Source organism: Thalassolituus oleivorans MIL-1 (assembly GCF_000355675.1).
Lineage (GTDB): Bacteria > Pseudomonadota > Gammaproteobacteria > Pseudomonadales > Oceanobacteraceae > Thalassolituus > Thalassolituus oleivorans.
Map to the genome: position 1 here is coordinate 731709 of NC_020888.1, position 26752 is coordinate 758460.

General features: G+C 47.0%; 24 protein-coding genes. 14 read left to right on the top strand and 10 right to left on the bottom strand.

The features are described from left to right. Positions 1-110: 110 nt before the first annotated feature. The 3 genes from TOL_RS19385 to TOL_RS03370 form a co-directional block, all read right to left on the bottom strand. Entirely contained in the window at positions 111-605 is a 495-nt protein-coding gene (locus TOL_RS19385; protein WP_015485867.1) for a pilin, read from the bottom strand. A 279-nt stretch (positions 606-884) separates the two neighbouring features. Continuing rightward, complete coding sequence (nadC, locus tag TOL_RS03365) at positions 885-1736, bottom strand: carboxylating nicotinate-nucleotide diphosphorylase (RefSeq protein ID WP_015485868.1); 852 nt, start codon at positions 1734-1736, stop codon at positions 885-887. 174 nt (positions 1737-1910) lie between these two features. Continuing rightward, positions 1911-3254 carry an alanine/glycine:cation symporter family protein gene (locus TOL_RS03370; RefSeq protein ID WP_015485869.1) on the bottom strand — a complete coding sequence of 448 codons (1344 nt, stop codon included), beginning with the start codon at positions 3252-3254 and terminating at the stop codon, positions 1911-1913. A gap of 137 nt (positions 3255-3391) precedes the next feature. On the opposite strand from TOL_RS03370, the gene ampD reads away from it, so the two are divergent. Both ampD and ampE read left to right on the top strand, forming a co-directional pair. Then, positions 3392-3931, top strand: coding sequence for a 1,6-anhydro-N-acetylmuramyl-L-alanine amidase AmpD (gene ampD / locus TOL_RS03375; protein ID WP_015485870.1), 540 nt, complete (start codon positions 3392-3394; stop codon positions 3929-3931). Between the two features lie 60 nt (positions 3932-3991). Then, a complete protein-coding gene (gene ampE, locus TOL_RS03380; protein ID WP_015485871.1) occupies positions 3992-4867 on the top strand; it encodes a regulatory signaling modulator protein AmpE in 876 nt (291 codons plus the stop codon). A gap of 29 nt (positions 4868-4896) precedes the next feature. Here ampE and TOL_RS03385 read toward each other — a convergent pair whose 3' ends face one another. Then, on the bottom strand, positions 4897-5817 hold the full coding sequence (locus TOL_RS03385; protein WP_015485872.1) for an ROK family protein: 921 nt from the start codon (positions 5815-5817) through the stop codon (positions 4897-4899). A gap of 57 nt (positions 5818-5874) precedes the next feature. Continuing rightward, complete coding sequence (locus TOL_RS03390; protein ID WP_015485873.1) at positions 5875-6219, bottom strand: PilZ domain-containing protein; 345 nt, start codon at positions 6217-6219, stop codon at positions 5875-5877. 73 nt (positions 6220-6292) lie between these two features. Between TOL_RS03390 and cobU the strand changes: the two genes are divergently transcribed. Genes cobU through TOL_RS03410 form a run of 4 tightly spaced genes read left to right on the top strand, consistent with a single transcriptional unit; the run spans position 6293 to position 9381 of the window. Further along, positions 6293-6823, top strand: a complete 531-nt coding sequence (gene cobU, locus TOL_RS03395; protein ID WP_015485874.1) for a bifunctional adenosylcobinamide kinase/adenosylcobinamide-phosphate guanylyltransferase — start codon at positions 6293-6295, stop codon at positions 6821-6823. Positions 6824-6839: 16 nt separating this feature from the next. Next, positions 6840-7925, top strand: a complete 1086-nt coding sequence (cobT, locus tag TOL_RS03400; protein WP_015485875.1) for a nicotinate-nucleotide--dimethylbenzimidazole phosphoribosyltransferase — start codon at positions 6840-6842, stop codon at positions 7923-7925. Further along, positions 7925-8593 carry a histidine phosphatase family protein gene (locus tag TOL_RS03405; RefSeq protein WP_015485876.1) on the top strand — a complete coding sequence of 223 codons (669 nt, stop codon included), beginning with the start codon at positions 7925-7927 and terminating at the stop codon, positions 8591-8593. Before cobT ends, TOL_RS03405 begins: the two co-directional genes overlap by 1 nt. Further along, positions 8590-9381 carry an adenosylcobinamide-GDP ribazoletransferase gene (locus TOL_RS03410; protein ID WP_015485877.1) on the top strand — a complete coding sequence of 264 codons (792 nt, stop codon included), beginning with the start codon at positions 8590-8592 and terminating at the stop codon, positions 9379-9381. The genes TOL_RS03405 and TOL_RS03410 overlap by 4 nt, the downstream gene beginning before the upstream one ends. Here the strand turns inward: TOL_RS03410 and TOL_RS03415 are convergent. After that, positions 9370-10917 (bottom strand): cobyric acid synthase, encoded by a 1548-nt coding sequence (locus tag TOL_RS03415; RefSeq protein ID WP_231848006.1) that lies wholly within the window; start codon positions 10915-10917, stop codon positions 9370-9372. The genes TOL_RS03410 and TOL_RS03415 overlap by 12 nt on opposite strands. A 97-nt stretch (positions 10918-11014) precedes the next feature. Between TOL_RS03415 and TOL_RS03420 the strand changes: the two genes are divergently transcribed. After that, complete coding sequence (locus tag TOL_RS03420; RefSeq protein WP_041588388.1) at positions 11015-11917, top strand: cobalamin-binding protein; 903 nt, start codon at positions 11015-11017, stop codon at positions 11915-11917. Between the two features lie 37 nt (positions 11918-11954). Here TOL_RS03420 and cobO read toward each other — a convergent pair whose 3' ends face one another. Continuing rightward, positions 11955-12572: a cob(I)yrinic acid a,c-diamide adenosyltransferase gene (cobO, locus tag TOL_RS03425; RefSeq protein WP_015485880.1), complete on the bottom strand. Its 618-nt coding sequence runs from the start codon at positions 12570-12572 to the stop codon at positions 11955-11957. Between the two features lie 85 nt (positions 12573-12657). Between cobO and aceE the strand changes: the two genes are divergently transcribed. Genes aceE through TOL_RS03440 form a run of 3 tightly spaced genes read left to right on the top strand, consistent with a single transcriptional unit; the run spans position 12658 to position 19031 of the window. Then, on the top strand, positions 12658-15342 hold the full coding sequence (gene aceE, locus TOL_RS03430; RefSeq protein ID WP_015485881.1) for a pyruvate dehydrogenase (acetyl-transferring), homodimeric type: 2685 nt from the start codon (positions 12658-12660) through the stop codon (positions 15340-15342). A 12-nt stretch (positions 15343-15354) separates the two neighbouring features. Continuing rightward, on the top strand, positions 15355-16968 hold the full coding sequence (locus TOL_RS03435; protein ID WP_015485882.1) for a dihydrolipoyllysine-residue acetyltransferase: 1614 nt from the start codon (positions 15355-15357) through the stop codon (positions 16966-16968). A 41-nt stretch (positions 16969-17009) separates the two neighbouring features. Continuing rightward, positions 17010-19031, top strand: a complete 2022-nt coding sequence (locus TOL_RS03440; RefSeq protein WP_015485883.1) for a methyl-accepting chemotaxis protein — start codon at positions 17010-17012, stop codon at positions 19029-19031. A 79-nt stretch (positions 19032-19110) separates the two neighbouring features. Here TOL_RS03440 and TOL_RS03445 read toward each other — a convergent pair whose 3' ends face one another. From TOL_RS03445 to TOL_RS03455, 3 genes are all read right to left on the bottom strand, one after another. Continuing rightward, positions 19111-20592, bottom strand: coding sequence for a flavin-containing monooxygenase (locus tag TOL_RS03445; RefSeq protein WP_015485884.1), 1482 nt, complete (start codon positions 20590-20592; stop codon positions 19111-19113). A 486-nt stretch (positions 20593-21078) separates the two neighbouring features. Continuing rightward, positions 21079-21399: an MGMT family protein gene (locus TOL_RS03450; protein WP_015485886.1), complete on the bottom strand. Its 321-nt coding sequence runs from the start codon at positions 21397-21399 to the stop codon at positions 21079-21081. Between the two features lie 62 nt (positions 21400-21461). Next, a complete protein-coding gene (locus tag TOL_RS03455) occupies positions 21462-22220 on the bottom strand; it encodes an SDR family oxidoreductase (protein WP_015485887.1) in 759 nt (252 codons plus the stop codon). Between the two features lie 306 nt (positions 22221-22526). On the opposite strand from TOL_RS03455, the gene TOL_RS03460 reads away from it, so the two are divergent. From TOL_RS03460 to TOL_RS03475, 4 genes are all read left to right on the top strand, one after another. After that, on the top strand, positions 22527-22967 hold the full coding sequence (locus TOL_RS03460; RefSeq protein ID WP_025266194.1) for a MerR family transcriptional regulator: 441 nt from the start codon (positions 22527-22529) through the stop codon (positions 22965-22967). Positions 22968-23157: 190 nt separating this feature from the next. Then, positions 23158-24372 carry a CaiB/BaiF CoA transferase family protein gene (locus tag TOL_RS03465; RefSeq protein WP_015485889.1) on the top strand — a complete coding sequence of 405 codons (1215 nt, stop codon included), beginning with the start codon at positions 23158-23160 and terminating at the stop codon, positions 24370-24372. After that, on the top strand, positions 24372-25508 hold the full coding sequence (locus TOL_RS03470; protein WP_015485890.1) for an acyl-CoA dehydrogenase family protein: 1137 nt from the start codon (positions 24372-24374) through the stop codon (positions 25506-25508). The genes TOL_RS03465 and TOL_RS03470 overlap by 1 nt, the downstream gene beginning before the upstream one ends. A 15-nt stretch (positions 25509-25523) precedes the next feature. Next, positions 25524-26729 (top strand): acetyl-CoA C-acetyltransferase, encoded by a 1206-nt coding sequence (locus tag TOL_RS03475; RefSeq protein ID WP_015485891.1) that lies wholly within the window; start codon positions 25524-25526, stop codon positions 26727-26729. Positions 26730-26752 lie beyond the last annotated feature (23 nt).

Consider the following 26752-nt stretch of genomic DNA (forward strand, 5'->3'; position numbering starts at 1 on the left):
TTCTGGCCTCTATTTCAAATCGTGCTGTAAATAGAGTCAAATCATAGGCAAAAAATAACCCCGCATCTTTACAGAGGCGGGGTTATTTGGTCTTCCTAACCTAAGCGATATTAGCCGCCGATTTTAGGAATGTATTTCGCTGGAACTGTACTTGCGGCGTCCACGGCAAAGAATACCGCTCCATTTGCATTTGCAGTCACGTTGACTATCAATGTCTTGTTAGATAGTTCTACGTTATCTGCTGGGCCGGCACCGGTGCATTCTGTCGCAGGTTTCTCCGCAGTGGTGTATGTGGTCGCTGTAATAACACCTGCTGTTGCCGATGTATAAGCGTATGTAACATCTTTAACTAGACCCAAACAGTTGTTTACTTCACCTGTTTGCCATTGTACCAGTTGAGTAGCTGCTGTAGGTAAGGCCAGTTCACTTGCTGCATATTCTGCTAGTGCAAGTTGGAGTGGACGAACGCCACCAACTAACTCTGGTGAGGTCTTAGCACGAGTTGTGTACGTTTTATACTGCGGAATCGCAACAGAAGCCAAAATACCGATAATCGCGATCACGATCATCAATTCAATCAGGGTAAAACCTTTTTGTAATTTCATAGGAAACTCTCCACTCTCATTTGAGATTTTTTATTGATTGATCGGCCGTTCTGTTTGATCGCCGGGAGGGCTTTCGGTTCGTCTGGCTAATCAGGTCATTCTTTAATGACTGTGCGAAGAGTGTGCCAAGCTTAAAGGCACGCTGCAAGCCCTGTTTGCGGGCATGCATCACATTTTTATAGGGGGTTTTTAATTCTTTTGGCAACTCTGATCATTGCTTGGGCACATGCTGACAAAATTGGTCAGATTATATACAGAATGCGTTATTCCGCTGGGTTTTTAACCAATCAACCTCATCGACAAATCTACGGCCTTACAATCTTTAGTCAGTGCACCAATGGAAATAAAATCCACACCGGTTTCGGCATAGCTACGCAATGTCGTGGTGTTAATTCCACCAGACGCTTCGAGTTTTACGCGGCCTTGGGTTTTGTTACGGGTATGCTCAACCGCTTCTCGCATGGTATCGGTATTGAAGTTGTCGAGCATGATGATATCAGCACCAGCATCAATGGCTTGATCAAGCTGTTGCATGGTTTCCACTTCGACTTCCACCGGTTTGCCTGGCGCTATTTGGTGTGCTTGGGCAACGGCATTATTAATGCCGCCAGCGGCCATGATGTGGTTTTCTTTGATGAGGAAGGCATCGTACAAACCAACCCGGTGGTTATAACAGCCGCCAACGGTCACTGCGTATTTTTGCGCAATGCGCAAACCCGGTAGGGTTTTACGTGTATCCAACAAGCGCACGCCGGTACCTTCTACGAGTGAAGCATAGTGACGGCAAAGGGTCGCCGTGCCCGATAGGCTTTGTAAAAAATTGAGGGCGCAACGTTCACCCGTTAGCAGCGAGCGGGCAGAACCTTTGAGTTCAAATAGCACTTGGTTGGGGCGTACCCATTGGCCATCGCTGACACGCCAGATAACGCTTACCGCAGGGTCAACCTGACGAAATACCTCATTAACCCAAGCTTGCCCTGCAACGACCGCGCGCTCTCGCGAGATGATACGTGCATGTGCCATATTTTCTGCGGGAATTAATTGCGCGGTGATATCGCCACTGCCTACATCTTCTTCGATGGCGCGGGTAACCGAGGTGCGAATATCTTGGGTGTGTTGGCTTAGATCCATGAATATCTCGTCAGGCGAAAAGGTGTTCATTCAACAATGGGCGGGTGTTGCTTGCCGGTAGGCTGCTGATTCTACCCTTGCGGGCTGAAAACCTAAAGCTGGTGAGGGAAATTGCTAAAGAAGTGAGCCTAGCGTTAGAAAGATGGTGCTCTTCTGACGCTAGGCCTGTTGTATTTACTTTTGTTTAGCCAAGAAGGCTTTGGTTAATTTGAATACCACTGGGCTTAGCAACAAGAGCGCAATTAAGTTAGGAATCGCCATCAGGGCGTTTAAGGTATCAGCTAACAGCCATGCATTATTAAGATCTTGGGTGGCGCCAATGGGAATCGCCAGTACCCAAATAATACGAAATACTGGAATCGACTTTGGGCCAAACAAGTATTCGGTGCATTTTTCGCCGTAGAAAGACCAACCGATAATCGTCGTGAAGGCAAAGACGGCCAATCCAATTCCCACTATATATTGGCCAACCACGGGTAGTCCTGCACTGAAGGCGGCGGTGGTTAAGTTGGCACCTGATACGCCACTTTGCCATTCGCCGGAGGCGACGATGACTAAGCCGGTAATAGTGCAAATAACGATGGTGTCGATGAAGGTGCCCAGCATGGCAATCGTGCCTTGGCGAACTGGGTTATCGGTAGTCGCCGTAGCATGTGCAATAGGTGCGCTACCTAAGCCCGCTTCGTTGGAGAAAACGCCGCGGGCAACACCATAGCGCAGGGCTGCCCATACCGTCGCACCGGCAAATCCGCCGACGGCTGAAATAGGAGCAAAAGCATGGGTGAAAATCAAATCCAAGGCGGTTGGAATGCGATCGGCAAAAATAATCAGCAAGAGAATGCCGGCGAGCACGTAACTAATCGCCATAAAAGGCACGAGTTTACCGGCAATATCTGAGATGCGGCGAATGCCACCAATTAATACCAAGCCAACGAGCACTGCAACCACCACTCCGGTAAACCATTCTGGAATGGGGGCGCCAGCAAAGTTGAAATGACTGACAACGTCAGCAACTGAGTTGGCTTGTGTGCCGTTACCAATACCGAAACCGGCAAGCATACCGAAAAACGCAAACACAACTGCTAGCCATTTGAACTTTGGCCCTAAGCCGTTGCGAATATAGTACATAGGTCCACCAACATAGTGGCCTTGTTCGTTCTTCTCGCGGAAATTCACCGCCAACACCGCTTCGGAATATTTGGTCGCCATGCCGATTAAGGCAATGATCCACATCCAGAATAAGGCGCCGGGGCCGCCTAACGCGATGGCGGTGGCTACGCCCGCAATATTCCCAGTTCCTATGGTGGCGGAGAGCGAGGTCATCAAGGCATTAAAGCCTGATATCTCACCTTCGCCGTGCTTATGTCGCCCGCGCCACAACTGCTTAAAGCCATTGCCTAAATGCAGGATGGGGTAGGCTTTTAGTCCGACCGTTAGATAAATACCCGTCAAGGCGATTAAAAAAAGCATTGGTGGTCCCCATGCCCAGCCATTGACGGTATTTAACAACTCCAACATGTCAGCTCTCCTGATTCTTTTAATAAGTGATTCGACTATATATAGTCACAGACTTAATGCCAAACGCCTATTAGCCCCATTGTCCACCCAATATCGGCTCAGCGTGTGTTAGAAAACCCTAAGAGATACAAACGGTTATGAAGATTGAAGCAGGACGTTGCCGAGAAGCTTTATGGGTGCCATCGCCAAATTTTGGGGCACGCCCATGTGCGGATATCTCTTTGTTGGTGATTCACAATATCAGTCTGCCGCCTGGGCAATTTGGTGGTGGTTATGTGCAGCGTTTTTTTCAGAATGAATTATCGATTGATCAACATCCGTACTTTGTCGAAATTGCAGAATTACAAGTATCGAGTCATTTCTTGATTGAGCGCACGGGTACGTTGGTGCAATTCGTTAATATGAACGACAGAGCTTGGCATGCGGGATTATCGAGCTTTGCAGGCAGAGACAACTGTAACGACTATTCTATAGGTATAGAGCTTGAAGGTACCGATGATATTCCGTACACAGATGCTCAATACAAGGTTTTGGCGGATTTAACCAAAGCCGTGCAATACCAATATCCGGCGATCACTATGGATAGGATTACAGGCCATGAACATATAGCTCCGGGCCGGAAAACTGATCCGGGTCCGGCGTTTGATTGGTTAAGATACAGAGCAGATATTGGTTAGGTTAGTGAGGTCTTTTTGAATTTAACCATCGTTCTAATCAGGCGATTTTAGGAATTATCCATGAAATTTTTAATCGTGTTTATCGTTTTGATGATGCAAGCGCGATTGCCATTACCGCAACGCAGTACACGCAGTCGTAGCTTTAACAAATGGCTACAGCTATGTCGAAAACTGCCTAAATTTGCTTGGGTGCATCGGCATGTGCGCTACACCTTAGTGGTTATCGTCCCGACAGTTGCTATTAGCGCAGCTTTCTTTTGGGCTGAGCACTGGGCATGGGGACTTGGCACTGTTTTATTAGAGATTTTGTTACTCACATACGTGTTGTCGCATATCAGTATCGGTAAGCATCTCGATGATTATCGTCACGATTTGCGGGAGGGGGATACCCAAGGTGCATACCATTGTGCTGAGCAATTTTTAGCGGTGCCCGAGGTGACGGTCACCGACGATATTAGTGCTATGAATGAGCAAGTAATCCGAGCACTGCTGCATCGCTGGTTTGAATATTTCTTTTTAATGGTGTTTTGGTACATGGTTGCGGATGTCGCAGGCGTACTGTTGGCTTGGTTTAGTGTGCAGTATGCACGGGCGCAAGAATGTGATGATAGAGCATGGCGATACTTGCACTGGTTAGAGTGGGGGCCGGTGCGGCTGCTTGGTTTAACCTATGGCTTGGCAGGAAATTTTATGCGCGCCTTGCCGGTATGGCGACAGCAGCTTTGGCAGTTAGATGCACACAGCGCGGATATACTTTTTAATGTCGCCAGCAGTGCATTATCGGCTAATGGCGAACAACGTCGTTGGCATAAGGCGGATGAAAATGCCGCAGAAGCCGCCCGCGACCTTGATGAATGGCATAGCCTGCATTTACGCTCCGTGTCGATTTGGATGGTGGTTATTGCTATTGCTGCCGTCGGTGGTGTTCTTCTTTAAACCTCGAAAATATGTCTGCGCAATCTTGTTTATGCTTGCGCAGCGCCTAACCAAGCGGCTCCGCGTACTCCGCTAGAGTCGCCATGAACGGCTTTACGTAGCGGTGTTACTACCGTATCTGAGAATACAAATTCGCCCCAAAGTTTGGGTACGGTATCGTATATTCCTGCCAGATTGGATACACCGCCGCCGAGTACAATAACGTGCGGATCAAGGGTGTTTATAACGCCGGCCAAAGCTTTCGCTAACCTAAGGTGATGGTCGCGCAATACCTTTGCAGCTTGAACGTTACCGGTCGCTTCTGCTTTAGCCCAAGCTTCTGCAGTTTGATCGATTCCGGTTTCCGCCAAGGCTTGTTGGCGTAATCCAGGACCCGAAAGCAGCGTTTCTAAGCACCCTTTTTGACCGCAGTAGCAGTCTATTTGTGTGTCTTGATCAGTGCGCCAAGGTAGGGGATTGTGGCCCCATTCGCCAGCTATGGCATTTGGGCCGCTGACTAATCCGCCATTAATAACCCAACCTCCGCCGCAACCAGTACCAATAATGACGGCAAATACACTTTTTGCACCGGCTCCGGCACCGTCGGTAGCTTCTGACAAGGCAAAGCAATCAGCATCGTTGGCAATGATCACGGGATGGTTAAGGCGTTTTTCAATGTCACCGGCAAGGTCTTCGCCAATCAGGCAAACCGTATTTGCATTTTTGATGCGCCCAGTGACGGGGCTAACAGCTCCAGGAATTCCAATACCTAAAGTGTAGGGTTGCTTTAGCTCATTGGCTGTAGTGGTCACCAAGGAAACAATGTTGTCGACAATTGCTTGATAATCATGGCTGGGGGTGGGGGTGCGACGGCGCAGTAGTGTTTCGCCTGTTGCTGTTAGGGCGATAATTTCAGTTTTGGTTCCGCCTAGATCAATTCCAAATTGCAACATAGTAACGAGGGGCTTCATAAGAGATACATCTTTCTTATGATACCCCTAAGGCGTAGCAGAACAACAAGCACACTGTTAGGTGTGGGTGTATTGCTTCATCATACTGCGCATTATATCGGTCGCTTCGATCACACGGCAGCCACTGCCATAAAGGCTAGGGGTTAACTGATCGCTCCACATGACTTCCGCTGTGCACTGTCCTGTGCGGCGGCCATCGATATTGGGCGGAATATCGACTAAATCGATGTTAATTGTTACCCCCGGCTCCATGGGTTGGTAGGTAGACAGCATTAATCCTGCTGTCGAGCAGTTAACGAGTAACCCGAGATATTCCTTAGTATCCGTTTGGAATACGCTCACGGTACTTTTTAGAACCCAACGGGGCTCCATACGTTGATCTGCAGAAGTTTGAACGGTCATGGGCTTGTGTCCTCTGCCGGATTTTCCTTAAATGGTGTGCTTTATAGTGTAGACCCGAGTCGGCAAAGGTGACATGAAAACAACACAATTGATTTTAGGTGGTGCTCGTTCGGGTAAAAGTCGCTTTGCTGAGAAAACCGCAACAGGCATTGCACGCCGAAATAAATGCTCAGTGGTTTATGTTGCTACAGCACAGGCGGGAGATGACGAAATGGCGCAGCGGATTGAGCGACATCGCCGTGAACGCAGCGACGAATGGCTATGTGTCGAAGAGCCAATACATTTGTCGCAGGCTCTTATCGCAATAGCTAAACAAGATCCCAAAGCCGTCATTTTGGTTGATTGTTTAACGCTGTGGGTAACCAATTGCCTATTAGATGACGACGATATTTGGCAAAGCGAAAAGCAAAAACTCATCGATTGTTTAGAACAACTGGCGCAGCCGGTCGTATTGGTGTCAAATGAGGTCGGTCAGGGCATCGTTCCTATGGGTCAATTAAGTCGGCGATTTGTCGATGAATCAGGTTGGCTTCATCAGGACATTGCTGCAAAAGCCAGTCATGTTACGCTGGTAGTTGCTGGACTCCCCCTTGTACTGAAATAAAAAGATTTAGGTAATTATGACTTCTGCCTCCCGTTGGTCGTCACCTTGGTGGCTGCATGCGACTGCTATACCTGATTTCCGCAGTGAACAGGGAGCACTTGCGCGTCAAAACGAATTGACTAAACCTCCTGGGTCATTAGGCATGCTAGAAGAGGTCGCGATAAAATTCGCGGCTTGGCAAGGGCAAGTTAAACCACAAATTCAATTGCCTCAGTGTGTTGTTTTTGCTGCTGATCACGGGGTGGTTGCGCAGGGCGTGTCGGCATTTCCGCAAGCGGTGACGGTTGAAATGTTGAAGAACTTCATCGCCGGTGGCGCTGCGATCTCTGTCTTAGCGCGCTTTCATCAGATGGGTTTAACCGTCGTTAATTGCGGCACGGCGATTCCATGCGAATATCTTCAGGGTGTTATTCATCGTCCTGTTGCTGCTGGAACAGAAGATTTTTCGTTGCAAGCGGCAATGACAAATGAGCAAGCGCAGCAGGCTTTAGATATTGGCGCAGAGATTATCGACCAACTAGAGGTAGGTAGCGATTTATTTATTGCTGGCGAAATGGGAATCGGCAATACATCGGCAGCAACCTGTTTAGCGGCGATGATTTTAGACTTACCGGCTACAGCTTTAGTTGGTCCTGGTACGGGTGTCACGGGTGAGAACTTACACCACAAACAGCAAGTATTAGCGGCGTCGATGCGTCGCGCAAAAGAATTTGTAGAAAGCCCCTTGCAAGCGTTAGAGCAAGTGGGCGGCTTCGAATTAGGTGCCATCGCCGGTGCCTATATTCGCGCTGCCCAACGCGGCATTCCTATTTTGGTCGATGGTTTTATTGCCAGTACCGCAGCTTTGTTAGCCGTGCAATTGAATGAAGGTGCGCGCGATTGGATGCTATTTGGTCATCAATCAGCTGAACCGGGTCATGCACGTGTATTAGAGGCATTAGATGCCGAACCTTTATTGCAATTAAATATGCGTTTAGGTGAAGGCTCTGGTGCGGCAACGGCACTGACAATCGTTAAGCAAGCACTGGCATTGCATAACGAAATGGCGACTTTCGCTGAAGCTTCTGTCTCTGGGCAACACTTAGTATCTGAAGCAGAATAATGTCAGTAAAAGCTCACACTGTGACACGTATCGATATTATTCGTCATGGTGAACCTCAAGGCGGCGAAGTCTTTCGCGGCCGTGTCGATCATGAATTGACCTCCCTCGGGCGTTGGCAGTTTGAACAACGGATACAACGTTTTGCCAGCCAATGGTCGCGTATTATCAGTTCGCCGCTGCAACGATGTCATTCGAGTGCGAAGCAACTATCTGAACGCTTAAATCTTCCTTTATTGGTGGATTCTAATTGGCAAGAGATACACTACGGCGATTGGGAAGATAAACTCATCGCCGATGTCATGGCCGAGCAAATCGCTATAGCCCAACAATTGTGGCAAGACCCGCTTAATTTCTGTGCGCCAAATGGTGAGCCCGTACCGGATTTACAGCAGCGGGTGAAATTGGCGTGGAGCGGTTTGTTGAATGCTCATAAAGGTGAGCATTTATTAGTGGTGAGCCATGGTGGAGTGATGCGGGTGTTGGCTCAATATCTACTCTTACTTGATCCTAAAGCAATGAATCGTTTAGCCATTCCTTATGCCGGTTTTATGCGTATTCGTATTGATCACACCGTCGCTGAAAGCGGCACTGAAGAACACTGGTACAGTTTAGAAGCCCTTGATGGCTCTGAATTAAATCAGGTAATCAATAGCGATTTATCACAATGATATTGTGGTGGGCTTTCTTAACGTCATTGGCATTTTTAACACGTTTACCTTTGCCTAGAATTCAGCGCTACGATGAATCGATCGCTGCACTATCTGTTATTTTTTATCCGCTGGTGGGCGCCATTATTGGGGGCTTATTGTGCTTATTCGTCGGTGTATTAATTGGTTTTTATCCTCACGCCAACAGTGGTTTAGTTGCTGCATTAGTATTAACTCTATGGACATATCTTAGTGGTGGTTTGCATTTGGATGGCCTAGCCGACAGCGCTGATGCATGGGTTGGGGGCTTAGGTCAGCGCGATAAAACATTGGCCATTATGAAAGATCCGCAAAGCGGTCCTATGGGCGTTATTGCTATCGTCTTGGTATTGTTAATTAAATGGGCCGCACTGGAGGCGCTATTTCAGGCGTTATTGCAGCCAATGCTAAACGGTACATCTTGGTGGCCGGTATTTGCCAGCATTATTATTGTTCCGATACTCGCGCGAGCCGTTGTTATCGGTGTTTTGGCGACAACGCCGTATGTACGTGAAGCAGGATTAGGAAAAAATTTATTGGCGGGAGTAACACCAATACGAGTCTGGGTTACTCTCATAATAGTGGCGTTGTTGACGGTATTGTTAGTGCCAAAAAGTGCAATTTTATTACTGCTTGTATGGCTAACCGTGGCGGCAATGGCCCGTGCAGCCATGCTAAAACGGATACAGGGCTGCACTGGGGATACGCTTGGTGCAACGATTGAAATTCAAGAGGCGATCTTGTTAGTTGCGCTCGCGTTAGCGATTTAACCAAGGCCGTTGTTGGTAAAAATCGGCTAATGCAGTGTCTAATTTCGGCCACACAAAAGCTTCGCTGGTGGCTTGGGCTAAACGGTCTAGCTGTTGCTCACGGATCGAATTGAAATCGACTACGTCAACCTTTCCTAGCCCGGCCCACTGTAAAATACTGCTTAATGCCGCTGGGGTATCGAGTAGGCCATGCCAGTATGTGCCTAAGACATTACCATCCTGATTTAAATATCCGCCGGGGTTACCTTCGCTATCACGAATAACCACGAGTTCCGTGCATTCACTGATGCCCGCATGAATTTCGTAACCAGAGATTGGCGTAGGATCTTGGTTCGCCAATGTCAGTTCGCCAGTAACTTGGCGTAGTGTTTTATCGGCAAGTAGTTCAGTACTCATATTGAGATAACCTAAGCCAATACTATTGCCAGAAGTACTCTCAATACCTAATGGGTCGCTAATGCTGTTTCCCAGCATTTGCATGCCACCGCAGATTCCTAGTATTTTGCCGCCGTAACGAAGATGGCGGGCGATAGCGTCTGGCCATTTTCCCGGTTGAGTTTGCAGCCAATGCAAATCGGCACGGGTATTTTTTGATCCCGGTAATATAATTAAATCGGCAGGGGGAGGGGTTTGTTCTGGCCCCACCATAATTAATTCAACTTGCGGGTGCAGACGCAAAGCATCGACGTCGGTGTGGTTACTAATGCGCGGCCAAACGGGCATAACGACGCGCAGGCGTTGCTCATTATCTTGGCGGTTGTTCAGTGTTTGACGCGAATCAATAGCGTCTTCAGCGTCCAAATATAAGCCATGTAAATAGGGTAGAACGGCGAGTACGGGTTTACCTGTTTTTGCTTCTAACCAATCTAGGCCAGATTGCAATAATGAGATGTCACCGCGAAAACGATTAATCACAAATCCGATAACGCGTGCTTGCTCGGTCTCGCTAAGGCAATCAAGCGTGCCGGTTAAATGGGCAAATACACCACCACGATCAATATCGGCGATCAAAATAACCGGGCAATTGACAGCCTCCGCAAAGCCCATGTTGGCGATATCATTTTCGCGTAAATTAATTTCAGCAGGGCTACCCGCGCCCTCAACCAATACGCTGGCGTATTGTTGTTGCAGGCGTTTATAGGAATCGAGCACAGCCGTCATCGCGGTTTTCTTATAGGCGTGGTAATCCGTTGCGGGTAGATTTCCGACGGCCTTACCTTGAATAATCACCTGAGCCCCAGTATCGCTGTTCGGTTTTAGTAGTACCGGATTCATATCGGTGTGCGGGGCTAAGCGACAGGCTTGTGCTTGCAGTGCCTGAGCACGGCCTATTTCTCCACCATCAGCCGTGACGGCACTGTTCAAGGCCATATTTTGTGGTTTAAAAGGCACGACTGAAATGCCGAGATCACTCCAGATTCTCCCCAAAGCGCAGACTAAGGTGCTTTTACCGGCATCCGAAGTGGTTCCTTGAACCATCAAGGTGCCATTGAGTTGTTTCATTGGTGGAGTTAACGGGGAGTCTAGCTTTGGCATCTGGTACACTTAACGAGATCAATTTAAGCGCTATTGTATGTCAGATGACCGCCAATGCCGCATTATTTAGCCTGATTTCTAGTTTGGAATAGCTTTCGTGAAAACACGGTTCGTATTTATTTTTCTTTGTTGCTGCTTCAATGCCAGTTTTACGCTGGCGCAAAGCTCAGAGTCATTTGATTTGATTGATGATGCGGGTGTGGAGCATCATTTTTCAGGCCCAGTTAAACGTATAGTGAGTTTGATGCCACACGGTACTGAATTACTGTTCGAAGTGGGGGCTGGGGATCTCATCGTTGGAGCCGTGGATTATTCCGACTATCCTGAAGCGGCAAAAAAAATCCCTCGCATTGGTGGTTATAGCGGTATGAATATTGAGGCTATTTTAGCCTTGCAGCCCGATATCGTTCTAGCTTGGCCGGAGGGAAATCCCAATAGAGAACTGCAGAAGCTTACAGCGCTGGGAGTACCATTATTTGTATCTGACCCAGTAACGTTCGATGGCATCGCTGTTAATTTAGAGCGCTTAGGGATACTTACGGGTCATAAGGAGAGCGGGGCCATAGCTGCTCAGGTGTTGCGACAGCAAGTGGATAAATTACAACGTACTTATCAACAGTCCGCACGAGTACGTGTGTTTTATCAAGTTTGGAATCAACCACTGATTACTCAAAATGGTGATACGTTTATTTCTCAGGCGATTGATCTTTGTGGTGGTAGCAATGTCTTTGCAGACCTCGATATTCGCGCGCCGCATATCAATATGGAAACTGTGCTTGTTGCCGATCCTGATGTAATTGTTGCTAGCGGTATGGGAGAAAGTCGCCCTGAATGGCTGGATGACTGGAAGGAATTCCCAAAACTAAATGCGGTTAAATACGCTAATTTATTTCATATTCATCCGGATTTATTTCATCGACCAACGTCGCGATTTTTACAGGGCACGCAACAATTGTGCGAGCATTTGACGACCGCCCGCGAGCACATGGCCGCCAAATAAACTGGTTGTAAATATTAGCTTTAAGCGATTGATTGGATTACCACTCAATACCAGCTTGAGCTTTAACGCCCGCTTTGAATGCGTGCTTCTCCATCTTCATATCGGTAAGGGTATCGGCGAAATCACGTAATGCCGTCGGCGCGCCTCGGCCTGTTAGGATAACATTTTGGTGTTTTGGACGATTTTCTAAAGCAACTTTTAAATCTTCCCATTGCAGGTGGCCATAGGCCAACATATAAGTAATCTCATCAAGCATGACGGTACGCAGGTTATCGTCATTCAACATTTCGAGTGCTAATGGCCATGCTTGATCGAAGGCTTGTTGATCTTTTTCTTTATCTTGGGTGTTCCAAGTGAAACCAGATCCCATAACTTCATGTCGTAGATTGGGTAGAGATTTTAAAATTTTAATCTCGCCGCAATCCCAAGTGCCTTTAATGAACTGTACGATACCGGCATGATAACCATGACCAAGAGTACGAATCACAGTGCCAAAACCAGAGCTACTTTTACCCTTACCGGTGCCAGTAAGCACGATGACGACCCCTCGCTCTTCTTGAGCGCGTTCGATGGCCGCATCTACTTTAGCTTTCTGTTTTTCCATTTTTCGTTGGTGGCGTTCGGCATCGTTAGCGGAATTTGAGACGGAATTCATAGGTTTTTCCAAAGTCGTATGAGTGTTTGTACAGAGGTTAACTATACTGGGTGAAGGACTATGCCCCAAGTCAGGAGCCAAAATGATGGATGACCAGTTGTTCACGAATGATACCGACCCACAAGAGACAAAAGAATGGGTTGATGCCATTCATTCCGTAATTCGCGCAGAAGGTGTTGAGCGTGCGCATTTCTTAATCGAACGCATTGCCGAGCGGGCCACACGTGATGGAATGCCCCTACCTTATGCATTGAATACTCCCTATCGCAATACGATTTCGCCAGAGAATGAAGCCCCTATGCCAGGGGATTTGTTTATGGAGCGACGTATTCGTTCGCTCGTGCGTTGGAATGCGTTAGCGATGGTAATGCGCGCCAACAAAGAAGGTGCTGGTGACCTAGGTGGCCATATTTCCAGTTTTGCCTCGAGTGCCACGCTATATGATGTCGCATTTAATCACTTCTTCCGCGCACCAAATCCAACCAGTGAGCAATCGCCATTAGGGGATTTAATTTATTATCAAGGCCATGTTTCTCCGGGGATTTACGCGCGTACCTATTTAGAAGGCCGTTTCCAAGAGGCGGATTTGGAACGCTTTCGTCGTGAAGCGTTAGCGCCCGGTTTGTCGTCTTATCCACACCCCAAGTTGATGCCGGATTATTGGCAATTCCCGACAGTTTCTATGGGGCTGGGACCGTTGCAGGCAATTTATCAAGCGCACTTTATGCGCTATTTGTCGGCACGAGAATTAGTACCACGCAAGGGTCGAAAAGTGTGGGCATTCTTGGGTGATGGCGAATGTGATGAGCCAGAAACCTTAGGTGCTATTGGTTTGGCAGGGCGCGAAAAGCTCGAAAACCTAATCTTTGTTGTTAACTGCAATTTACAGCGTCTAGATGGCCCTGTGCGTGGTAACGGTAAAATTATCCAAGAATTAGAAAGCCAGTTCCGTGGCGCTGGCTGGAACGTCATTAAGGTGGTTTGGGGGCGCCATTGGGATCCCTTGCTAGCAAAAGATCGTAAAGGTTTATTGCAAAAGCGCATGGATGAAACCGTCGATGGTGAATATCAAAACTACAAAGCTAAGGGTGGTAAATACACCCGCGAGCATTTTTTCGAAAAATATCCTGAGCTAAAAGAATTAATCAAAGACTTGTCGGATGAAGATATTTATAAATTAAATCGTGGTGGTCACGATCCTTATAAAGTCTACGCGGCTTATCATGCAGCGGTAAATCATACGGGTCAGCCGACGGTTATTTTGGCCCATACCGTTAAAGGTTACGGTATGGGTATTGAGGCGGAAGGGCAGAACCAAGCGCACTCGGTTAAAAAGTTGGATGTCGAAGGTTTAAAAGCGTTCCGTGATCGCTTTGATATTCCTATTCGTGATGAAGATTTGGAGCATTTGCCATTTTATCGTCCTCCGGCAGATAGCCCTGAATTAACCTATATGCGTAAGCAGCGCGAAAAACTCGGCGGTTATTTACCCCAGCGCACCGAAAATTGGACCGCATTAACTGCACCTGATGTCTCATTTTTTAGTTCGCAATTAGAAGGTTCGGGCGAGCGTGAGATCTCTACGACCATGGCGTTTGTGCGCATTATGTCGCAGTTAGTGCGCGATAAAAGCATGGGGGATCGTGTCGTGCCTATTGTGCCTGATGAGGCGCGAACCTTTGGTATGGAAGGTTTATTCCGCCAAATGGGCATTTATTCGTCGGAAGGGCAATTATACGAACCGGTCGATCAAGGCCAGGTTATGTATTACCGCGAAGATAAAAAAGGCCGAATTCTAGAAGAAGGTATCAACGAAGCGGGTGCTTTTGCCGCATGGATGGCAGCAGCCAGCTCGTACAGCACGAATGGCTTGGCCATGATCCCGTTTTATATCTATTACTCCATGTTCGGTTTTCAGCGTATTGGCGATTTGGCATGGGCTGCGGGTGATATGCAGTGCCAAGGTTTCTTAATAGGCGCAACGTCAGGTCGAACGACGTTAAACGGAGAAGGTTTACAGCATCAGGATGGTCACAGTCATATTTTGGCTTCCACTATTCCTAACTGCATTTCTTACGATCCTACTTACGCCTACGAGCTGGCTGTGATCATTCAAGATGGCTTAAAACGTATGTACGAGAAGAAAGAAAAAGTCTTCTACTACATCACCAGCTTGAACGAAAACTACGTTCATCCAGCTATGCCTGAGGGCGTAGAAGAGGGTATTCGTCGAGGTATTTATCGTCTACGAGAATCCACTAATCAAAGCGATAAAAAAGTACAACTCTTGGGTAGTGGTGCGATTTTACGCGAAGTCGAAAAAGCCGCGGTTTGGCTTGCTGACAAAGGCATTAGTGCTGATGTTTGGAGTGTCACGTCATTTAATGAATTACGCCGTAATGGCTTGGATTGTGAACGTGAAACTATGCTATCTGCAGGCGAGCGCGGTCGTGAAGCGTATGTCACTCTGCAATTGCAAACAACGGCAGGGCCGATTGTTGCGGCTACCGATCATATGAAGTCTTATGCCGAACAAATACGCCCATTTATTCCTGCAGGTCGTACCTATAAAACCCTCGGAACGGATGGTTTTGGTCGCAGTGACTCACGCGAAAATTTACGTCAGTTCTTCGAAGTGAATTGGCAGCATGTCGCATGGTCAGCGGGTTATGAATTGTGTCGATTGCAACAGCTGGATTTAACAGAACTCGAATCTTGGCGAGAAGAGCTAGGTATTGATGCGAGCAAACCAGATCCGCTGTATAGCTAAGGATAAAGCATTATGACAACTGTAAAAATCCCAGACCTAGGTGGTGCCAGTCAGGTCGAGGTGATCGAGATTTTGGTAAAAGTAGGCGATCAGGTTGATGTAGAACAAGCACTGATCGTATTGGAAACCGATAAAGCCAGCATGGAAATTCCGTCTGAATTTGCCGGAACCGTGACGGCTATTAGTGTCGCATTGGGCGATAAAGTCAGCGAGGGCGATGTCTTTATTGAGTTAGATACCGGTACGGCAAGTGCAGAAGCTACGCCATCGGATCAAGCTACGCCATCTGAGCCGGCTAAAGAGCAAAGTAGCCCCGAGCTTGAGTCGGTGGTTGCTATAAGTAGCGCTCCTGCAGCTTCAACGTCAGAGGTTCAAACCATTGTTGTGCCTGATCTGGGCGGTGCTGAAGGCGTTGAGGTCATCGAAGTGCTGGTACGCGCGGGTGATGACATTAACGATGAGCAAGCGGTCGTTGTTCTTGAATCGGATAAAGCCAGCATGGAAATTCCTGCTGGTGTTGCTGGCCATATCGAAGAAGTGTTGGTGAAATTGGGCGATAAGCTTAGCCAAGGTGATGCAATGGTGCGCATGACCGTAACGGCGGCGGCACCGACACTGAAAGCCGCGACGACGGCTCCTAGCGTGGCTGCCAGCGAGAGCAAAACCAAAACCAATATAGAGCCGTCAGTTACCGCGCCTGTAAAGGCTGTAGACGATCATGTGAGTTCAGCAGTGGTTCATGCAGGGCCATCTGTGCGCAAACTCGCTCGTGAATTTGGTGTTGATTTAGGCAAGTTAAAAGGCACAGGTCCAAAACATCGAATCTTGAAAGAAGATATTCAAGCCTTTGTTAAGGAACGCGTGAGTGGTGTGGCAGCGGTAGGCGGAGGGGCAGGCATCCCACCTGTCCCGAAAGTGGACTTCGCTAAATTTGGGCCTGTAACCACTGAACCTTTGAATGGAATTAAACGCGCAACTGCGAAAGCGATGACAATTGCATCGTTGAACGTGCCGCAAGTCACGCAATTCGATCAAGCGGATATCACCAGCCTTGAAGCTTTCCGTAAGGCGCAAAACGAAACCAACAAACAGGGGGTGCGCTACTCCATCGTTCCCTTCGTATTAAAAGCCATTGCGCGAGCGTTAGAGGAGTTTCCTACCTTTAATTCGTCATTAGCCGAAGACGGTGAGTCGTTGATTTTAAAGCAGTATATTCATATCGGTGTTGCCGTAGATACACCTAAAGGCTTGCTTGTCCCTGTAATTCGTAATGTTAATGGCAAAACGGTTACAGAAATCATACAAGAACTGAGTAACAAAGCTGAGCTGGCCCGTTTAGGTAAGCTACCCTTAACAGAGATGCAGGGTGGTTGTTTCAGTTTGTCTAGTTTGGGTGGTATTGGTGGGACGGCATTTACGCCGATTGTTAACCCACCTGAGGTGGCAATATTGGGTTTGTCCAAAGCCGAAATGAAACCGGTCTGGGATGGAACCAGCTTCCAACCAAGGCTGATGTTGCCGTTGTCCCTTTCTTATGATCATCGCGTCGTAGATGGGGCTGAGGCCGCTAGATTTGGCCAATGCGTCGTGGGTTATCTCGAAGACATGAGAACCCTGCTTATGTAATTTTCGTTTGGTCTTAGATATGAATTAAGGGTGTGATCACTATGTTTAGATCGCTGATGTGGCCGGGCATCAAGTTTATGGGGCAGTTAAATTATGCTGCCAAATTTGGACTTATTAGTTTTTTGTTCATGGTGCCTTTGGTTGTTCTCAGTGGACAAGTATTTCTGGCCGCTTTTGAATCATTGAAAAAGACCGAGCAAGAGCTGAATAGTGTTGACGACGTTCGGCGCTTGTTGGATTTTGCGCACTTTTTAGAAGATACCCGCGATCTTGCCGCAGTAACTGGTTTCCAACTCGACGACGATTTGAAGCTAACTGCGAATGCTATGCTAGAAAGTATTCCCAAGCGGACTGCAGAATTAATTTCTAGCGTTGACGATGTGGATCTGCAAACCTCGCTTGAAGAATGGCGTGCTAAGTTTTTACCGCGCTTCAGTGTAATTGGCGAATATCGTCAACCTACTTTTTTAGATCAGTTTAATTACTTTCAAATTGTTATTGATGAAATCTATTTAATTGCTAAGCAGTACAGCCAATCCGCCGGTATTTCATTGGATAGTGATATTGGTATTCAGCGCTTAACGGGAATTTTATTAGACGATTTACCGCAAGTTGAACGTGCGGCTGGTTTAGGACATGCCAGTGGTGTGTTTTCCTTCGTTGAACAATATCTGCAGTCCGCGACTTACGATTTGATGAATGCGGTTTACGACAAATTGTTAGCTGCTGGACCCGATGTTGATTTAATTATCGTATCGGCTGAAGCAACTAAAAATCAAGATCTGATAACGGCAGCACAAGCAGCCAAAGCAGCATTGACGGATATACGAGTTGTACTTGACGAGGAAATAATTGGCGCTGCATCGGTAGAAATGAAGTGGCAAGATTTTCATAAGCACTATAAGGATAAGATCGTCGCTTTGAGTAGCATTGAAGACCTCGTGTTTCCTATGATTAAAAATACGTTGAATAAACGTTATTTGGCTCAAGAAAAGCGCATTACAATTTTAGTGTTTGTATTGCTGACGGCATTATCGATTATTGTATATTTGTATCTTGCTTTCTTTATGTCGATTCGCTTTACGATTAAGCGCTTTGCCAAAACTGCGGGTGATATTGCACATGGTGATTTAACCCATGAAATTCGCTTCCATGGCCGTGATGAAATGGGGCAGTTGCGAGACTCCTTTAACGGTATGGTACAAAATATTCGAGTGACCCTTACCGCCGTAAGAGATTCATCTGCATCGGTTAGTTCAAACGTTAATCAAGTGGAAGAAATTGCTAATAGAAATCGTTTGGCAGTTGCTAATCAGTTGGAACAAACCAATCAAGTCTCAGTGATTATTAGTGAAGTCGCAAAAGGAGCTGCTGCAGTAACGAGTTTGGCAGCAGAAGCGGAATCAGCAGCACTAGAAGGTCAAAAGAAATCGGATCAAGCAGGGCAGGTAGTTACTCGAGTAATGGACGAGGTGCGACGCTTGTCGGATGAAATGGCTAACTCTATGGAAGCGGTAAATCGTTTAGCGGAAAATTCATCAAGTATCAGCAGTATCTTAGAAACCATTAAAGGTATTGCAGAGCAAACCAATTTACTGGCATTGAATGCAGCGATTGAGGCGGCAAGAGCGGGTGAACAGGGGCGTGGTTTTGCCGTTGTTGCTGATGAAGTGCGTACATTAGCGAGTCGCACGCAAGGGTCGGCACGGGAAATTGAAGGCTTAATTAGCGATGTACAGCAAAACATCGTGAGTGCCGTGGACACCATGCAAGTAAATCGCAATATGGTCGATACAACGGTGAAAAATTCAGCTCAAGTAAGTACGACCTTGGCTGAAATTCAGCTCAGCATGGGGGATATTCAAGGTAAAACCAGTGCCATCGTCGTGACTGCTAATCAGCAGAAACGTGCCTCGGATGATTTACAACATAACCTAGGTGCCATCCGTGATAGCGGTGAGCAAACGTCGATTAATGCCGAAGGTACAGTGGAGGCTGTGCGTAAAACACAAGCGATTACGGACGCTTTAACGCAGCGCGTAATGCAATTCAAAGTAGAATGAAAAAGAGTTAAAACGCGAATAATATGCATAAAAAAACGGCCACGAGGGCCGTTTTTTTATGGGGCAACTGTTTTGACAGTTACGCCATTTTAGGTTCTGACGTTTGTATCGGGTTGGAATATTCCAACGTCTCTTCTTCAAAGCTGCTTAATTTCAAAGACGCCATGTCGAGCATGTAGTTTTGATAAAGCTTCCAAGGTTTCTTGGTGCCCTGACGCGGAATCGTATTACGGATACGTTCAATGTAACCTGATTGCATCTCAATAAATGACACTTTTTCCATGCTATTGTCATAGTTGCGAGGGGTTACTTGGCGCAGGCCTTTGTCATCCATGTGCTTCATTAAACCGCAAACCCAGCTTGCGATTAAGTCTGCTTTAAGTGTCCAAGAAGCGTTGGTATAACCGAATACCATGCTGAAGTTTGGAACATCTTCGAACATAGCGCCGCGAAAGCTCATCTTATCGGCGATACTTAATGGCTCGCCATCCATCGTCAGTTTCATGTTACCCAGCATTTGCACTTGTAAGCCCGTCGCGGTAACGATGATGTCGGCTTCTAACTCTTTACCAGACTTGAGCAGGATGCCTTTCTCAGTGAAACGATCAATATGGTCGGTCACCACATCTGCTTTCCCTTTTTTAATGGCTTTAAACATATCGCCATTAGGTACTGCGCATAGACGTTCATCCCAAGGATTGTATTTAGGAGTGAAGTGAGACATATCAAAATCAGCCGGTAGCTGACGCTTGATCATGCCTTGTAAAAGATTACGAGCGGCACCTGGAAAGGCTTTGCAGAACTTATAAATGCCCAAAGTAATCGATACGTTACGACCACGAATAATGCGATATACCCATGATTCTGGCAAAATTTTACGCAAACCATTAACCATGATGTCTTCTTGCGGTACCGACAATACATAAGACGGTGAACGCTGCAGCATAGTCACTTTTTGTGCTTTATCTGTCATCGCAGGAACGAGTGTTACCGCCGTCGCGCCAGAGCCGATTACCACAACTTTTTTGTCTTGGTAGTCTAGGTTTTCAGGCCAAAACTGCGGATGTAGTACCTGACCTTTATAGTCGTCGCGGCCTTCAAAATCTGGCGTAAAGCCCTGATCGTAGTTGTAGTAACCGGTACAGCTAATGAAGAAACTACAAACGTACTGTTTTGTTTCGCCGGTGTCGCTTAGTTCAACATCGACAGTCCATTGAGCATCTTTGGTTGACCATGCAGCGCTTTTTACTTTATGGCTGTAACGAATATGGGGCTCGATATTATAATCTGCAGCAGCTTCGCGAATGTAATTGCGAATGTCTTCACCGTCGGCAATACCTTTGCGTTGCGTCCAAGGCTTAAATTCGTAGCCTAAGGTGAACATGTCGGAATCAGAACGAATGCCAGGGTAACGGAATAGATCCCAAGTACCACCAATCGCTGTTCGGCCTTCAAGGATAGCGAATGTCTTACCCGCGGCTTCTTTCTTTAGGTGACATGCTGTTCCGATACCGGACAAGCCAGCACCAATAATAAGTACGTCAAAATATTCTTTAGACATGGAAGGTTTCCTGGTATCGACGTTGTTTTTGTAATTTGAGAGGCGTTCGCGCTCATTACGAGTACTTTGTCGTAAAACCGCAAGAGTTAACAGGTGATCCCATGACAAAGTTAGGTGAAAGTTTGATATGAATCCATTCTTATGGCGGGGCTACGTGATAGCGCCGCATCGCGATCATAAGCCGTTTTATGGCTTAAATAGCTGTTTCTTTGGCCTTTAGTGTTACATTTTATAAGTTTAAATAGTTGCATTGGGTTTTTCAGTCTTTAACCATTAACTTATTGATTTTAAAGAGATTTTAATGTCGATGGGTTGTTTTCATAGGCTGCGTTTGACGGCCTTGCAGAACCTAGTATGGACTAATTTCGCTCGTTTTAACGGCGACAAATTCAAATGGCACAAGTACCAGTTAGTTACGACATTTATGGCAGTGTCCGAATCTGACAGCACTTGTCGTCACTCGACTCTGAACAAGCGTGTAGAATCTCACATTAGTTTGGCTAAGACTTTTTTGCCATTGCGAACGGCGATCCCTTCTGCCAATAGTCGGGTGCTCTGGCGTAGGGCCGCATCACTGTTCGCAGGGAAGGATATATTGCCTTGGGCATTAATGACACGATGCCATGGAAGTTGGCTGTCTGCAGGTAATTGACTGAGAACTTTTCCCACCCAACGTGCTCGACCGGGATATCCCGCCATCGCTGCTAGACGTCCGTAGCTGGTAACACTGCCATAGGGGATAAGCGCCAGCGCTGCGTACAAGTGCTGTTCGGCAGTTAAGAAAGTATTTGATTGGTCTTGGGGCATGCGCGAATGAATCCATTGGGTAGTCGAGATCGGCCTCTCATACTACCCAATGACTGCGGAAACTACAGGCGTAAGCCGCCGTCAACTTCAACAACACGACCTGACATGTAATCGTTTTCCAATAGGAAAGCGACCGCATTAGCGATGTCTTCCGGTTGCCCCATGCGTTTTAATGGAATACCAGCGGTCATTTTTTCGAGGGCTTCTGGCTTCATGCTAGAAGTCATTTCAGTGGCGATAAAACCTGGAGCAATAGCGTTCGCGCGAATACCGTACCGAGCGAGTTCTTTAGCCCATGATACCGCCATGGTGGCTACACCCGCTTTGGCGGCAGAGTAGTTGGTTTGGCCCATATTCCCCGAGCGCGAAATGCTGGAAATATTGATGATACAGCCACCCTCACCGTGCTTAATCATGCGAATCGCTGCTTCACGACCACACAAAAACACACCGGTTAAGTTCACGTCGATGACTGCTTGCCATTGCGCCAGTGTCATTTTAGTAATTTCGCCATCCTTTACCTTAACCAGCAAACCATCGCGCAAAATACCGGCGTTGTTGACTAATCCGTGCAAACCACCCATTTGGCCGATAATGGCATCGAAGGTTTCCTCAACCTGTTCCTCGTTGGCAACGTTACACAAGTATGTGCAGGCTTTACTGCCGGCGGCTTCAACTTGGCGCTTGGTTTCATCCATGTTTTCTTGGCTTAGGTCGATGATCGCGATTTGAGCGCCTTTATGCGCTAAATATACGGCCATTGAGCGGCCAAGACCTTGGCCTCCTCCAGTAATTGCTACGACTTTATCTTGAAGGTTCATAGTCGAACTCCTTTGATACTTTAAGGCTGATAAATTAGGTTCTCCTCTATCTTTCTTGCCAAGTTTTTACCATTTTGAACTTGGACGTCGAAGCCGTCGCTTTGGTATGAGTAACGAATTGCAAATAGAAAAGAAGGTGAGATAAGTAGAAGTGAAAACATTATAGGACAGAATCCCAAGAGACATCAGCGTTGAATTGATGGATTAACAGGAATGAGCAGAGGGAGTGTCGCCTTTGTGCGATCAGGTGCTGAGGAATGGAGTCGCTAATGATATGATGACGCCTTTATGACAGTGTAGATGGGTATGACCGACCTCAACAGTTCAGACGATTATTATACCGTCGCACACCTTGCCACTGAATTTGGCATCACTCCTAGGGCCATTCGCCTGTACGAATCGAAAGGCTTGATCCGTTCTCGCCGAGTTGGTCGTGCCATGATTTATGATCATCGCCAGCGCGCCCGTCTAAAAATTGTATTGCGTTCTAAGCGCTTGGGTTTTTCTTTAGAAGCCACAAAAGCCTATCTTGATCTATACGATGCCGATCGTACCAACCCTGAGCGTCTATTAAGCATGATGCAAAAGTGTCGTCAGCGTTTGCACGAACTCGAAGCTCAACGACGCGATCTCGAAGCAACTATTAATGAATTACGCGCGGTAGAGTTATCAGCGCAAGACGATTTGCGGCTACTGAATCTCGATCCTGAGGCCGAATTTCAAGCTTTTATGGCAGATCATTCCTAATACCTGACCTGTTCACCTCTATTTCCTTTCAAGTTATTCGTCGGTGCTAATCTGTCATTGGTGTGCATGATTTGCACCTTGCTCTCAGTTTTTCCTTAAGGTAACTTGAGTTACGTTAAGGTAACTTATCAGGATGGTGTCTCGACACGAACCGTCTTCGAATGCAAATAACAAGAATTAGGAAGGCACTATGGCTTTACCTTTAGAAGGGATGACTGTTCTCGATTTGTCGCGCCTGTTACCCGGCCCCATGTGCTCTATGCACTTACGCGATATGGGTGCTCGAGTGATCAAAGTGGAAGACACCAAAGCCGGTGACTACACCCGTTTTATGGGAATGCCGAAGGGCATGGTAAGCCCTGCATTTCATATTTTAAATCGTGGTAAAGAATCCATTAGTTTGGATATTAGTAACGCCGAAGGGCATACCTTGCTCCTTCGTTTGGTCGAAAAAACCGATATTCTGCTCGAAAGTTTTCGCCCCGGCGTTATGACGCGTCTTGGTCTTTCGTATGAAGCACTTAAGGCAATTAATCCAAAGATCGTCGTGTGTTCTATTTCTGGTTATGGCCAAACAGGTCCGTGGGCGGAAAAAGCTGGACATGACATGAACTACTGCGCGACAGCCGGTGTTTTGGAGCAAATGGGTGAAGCTCATGGCGCGCCTGTGTTAGGTAATTTTCAAATTGCCGATTTAGCGGGTGGATCACTCAGTGCCGCGATGGCGATTATGGCGGGAGTCGTTGGTAGCTTGCGTCATGGTGAAGGCAGTTATTTAGATATTTCGATGACGGACTGCACGTTTGCCCACCACGTTATCACAATGGCTAGCATGAATTTAATGGGCAAATCTTTGCCTCGTGGTCAAGACATGCTGACCGGTGCGCGCCCATGTTATTCCATTTATGCCACAGCTGATCACCAATATATGGCGGTTGGTGCATTGGAAGAAAAATTCTGGTTGCAAGTATGCGACGTACTGAATAAACCGCAGTGGAAAGCGCGTTATTTAGATATGGGAAACAAAGCAGAGGAATTACGTGCAGAAGTAGCTGCCGTCTTTGCATCTGAGCCGCAAGCGCATTGGCGCGACCTGTTCGCTGATGCGGATTGCTGCGTAACCCCAATATTGACCCCCCAAGCGGCGTTTGAGCATCCACAATTGTTAGCACGAGAAATGGTGCAAGAATTAACCACCCCTAGTGGTCAAACCATTCGTTGCCCTGCGCCCTCAATTAAATATTCCGATAAAAAACATTTAGCTGATTCCGTTGGTCCAGAGCAAGGCCAGCATACTCAGAATATCCTGCATGAAGTTCACTGCACAGCGACAGACATCGACCGCCTGTTGCTTAGTGGCGTTGCACGTCAGGCAGGTTACACAGCCCTTAAGGAGAGCAAATAATGATCCCTCGCAGTGTTTATACCGAAGAACATGACATGTTCCGCGACGCGGTACGTAAATTTATGCAGCGTGAAATTCAGCCAAATATTGATCAGTGGGAAGAAGACGGTCAAATCTCCCGAGAAGCTTGGTTAAAAGCAGGCGAGGCCGGTATTTTATGCTCTCATATTCCTGAAGAATACGGCGGCGCTGGTGTTGATTTTCGTTACTCTGCTATTGCCATTGAAGAGCAAGGCTATGTGTTTGCTTCAGGCCCAGGTTTTTCTCTACATTCGGATATCGTCGCGCCTTATATTTTGCATTATGGTTCTGAAGAACAAAAAAAGAAGTGGCTGCCAAAGATGTGTACGGGGGAAGTCATTACCGCAATCGCTATGACTGAACCGGGTACCGGTTCAGACTTAGCGGGTGTTCGCACTAGTGCCACCGAAGATGGCGACGATTACATTATTAATGGTTCTAAAACCTTTATCACTAATGGTCAAATGGCTGATCTGTTTATTGTTGTTGCTAAAACGGATACATCAGCCGGTGCAAAAGGCGTTAGCTTGTTTTTAGTCGAAGCTGATCGCGCTGGTTTTGCTCGTGGTCAAAATCTGAAGAAAGTGGGTATGAAATCCCAAGATACTTCAGAGCTATTTTTTGACAATGTTCGTGTTCCTAAAAGTAATTTATTAGGTCAGAAAAACGCTGGCTTCATTTATTTAATGCAAGAACTAGCACAAGAACGTTTGAGTGTTGCCATCATTGGTGCCGCCGTCGCGAAAGCTTGTTACGACGAAACAGTTAAATACGTGAAAGAGCGTAAAGCATTCGGTAAACCGATTGCAGCCTTCCAAAATACTCGTTTTAAATTAGCCGAAATCCGCACAGAACTTGCCGTTACGCAAACGTATGTAGACCGTTGTTTAGAGTTGCATTGCGAGAAAAAACTCAGCATTGATGCGGCCGCTTCGGTGAAACTCTGGGCTACTGAGGCTCAATGTCGCATTGTTGATGAATGTGTACAGTTACACGGTGGTTACGGCTATATGTGGGAATACCCAGTCGCTCGTGCCTATGCCGATTCTCGTGTGCAGCGCATTTACGCAGGCACATCAGAAATTATGAAAGAAATTATTTCTCGTACTATTTAATACAGGGTAAGGATCATGACTGAAGCCTATATTTTTGATGCCGTTCGTACCCCTCGTGGTCGCGGTAAAAAAGACGGTAGTTTGCACAGCGTAACCCCTGTGAATTTAATGTCGGGTTTATTGCGTGAATTACAAAAGCGTAATGATCTCGATACATCGAAATTAGATGATGTTGTTTTGGGGTGCGTCGAGCCGGTAATGGAACAAGGTGCTGATATTGCTCGCACCGCCGTACTGATGGCCGACTACGCGCAAACTGTTGCGGGTACCGTGGTGAGCCGTTTTTGTGCTTCGGGCTTAGAGGCCGTGAACATGGCTGCAGCTAAAGTCAAAGCGGGCGAAGCACAGATGACGATTGGTGGCGGCGTTGAATGTATGTCGCGTATTCCTATGGGATCAGGCGGTGGTGCGTATTACACCGATCCATCGGTAACCAATAAATTATCATTTGTACCACAAGGTATTTCCGCTGATTTAATTGCCACTATGCACGGTTTTTCGCGCGCCGATGTGGATGCCTATGCAGTAGAGTCACAGCGTCGTGCTAAGCACGCTTGGGATAACGGATTTTTCGCTAAATCAGTTGTACCAGTAAAAGATCAGCTTGGTTTTACCTTATTGGATCGTGATGAACATATGCGTCCAGGAGCTACGGTCGAGGGTTTAGGTAAACTAAATGCATCGTTTGAAATGCATGGGGGACTAGGTTTCGACGCGATTGCGCAACAGGTTTATCCACAGGTTGAGCGCATTAATCACGTTCATCATGCCGGTAACTCATCGGGTATTGTTGACGGTGCTTCGGCGGTATTAATCGGTACTCGCGAAATGGGTGCTGCGTTAGGTTTAACTCCACGTGCGCGCATTGTTGCAGCGGCTTCGGTTGGTTCTGAACCAACCATTATGTTAACCGGCCCAGCGCCAAGTGCTCGTAAGGCATTAGCCAATGCACGTATGCAGGCTTCGGATATCGACTTGTGGGAATTAAACGAAGCGTTTGCCTCGGTGGTGATGCTGTTTATGAAAGAAATGGGCATCGACCATAGTCGTATCAATGTGAATGGCGGCGCGATTGCGATGGGCCATCCGCTCGGTGCAACAGGTGCCATGATTTTAGGTACAGTGCTGGATGAACTCGAACGCACGAATAAACGCACTGCACTGATTAATTTATGTGTTGGTGGTGGTATGGGTACAGCAACGATTATCGAACGCGTTTAATTCTTTGCTAACGACTGCAAACC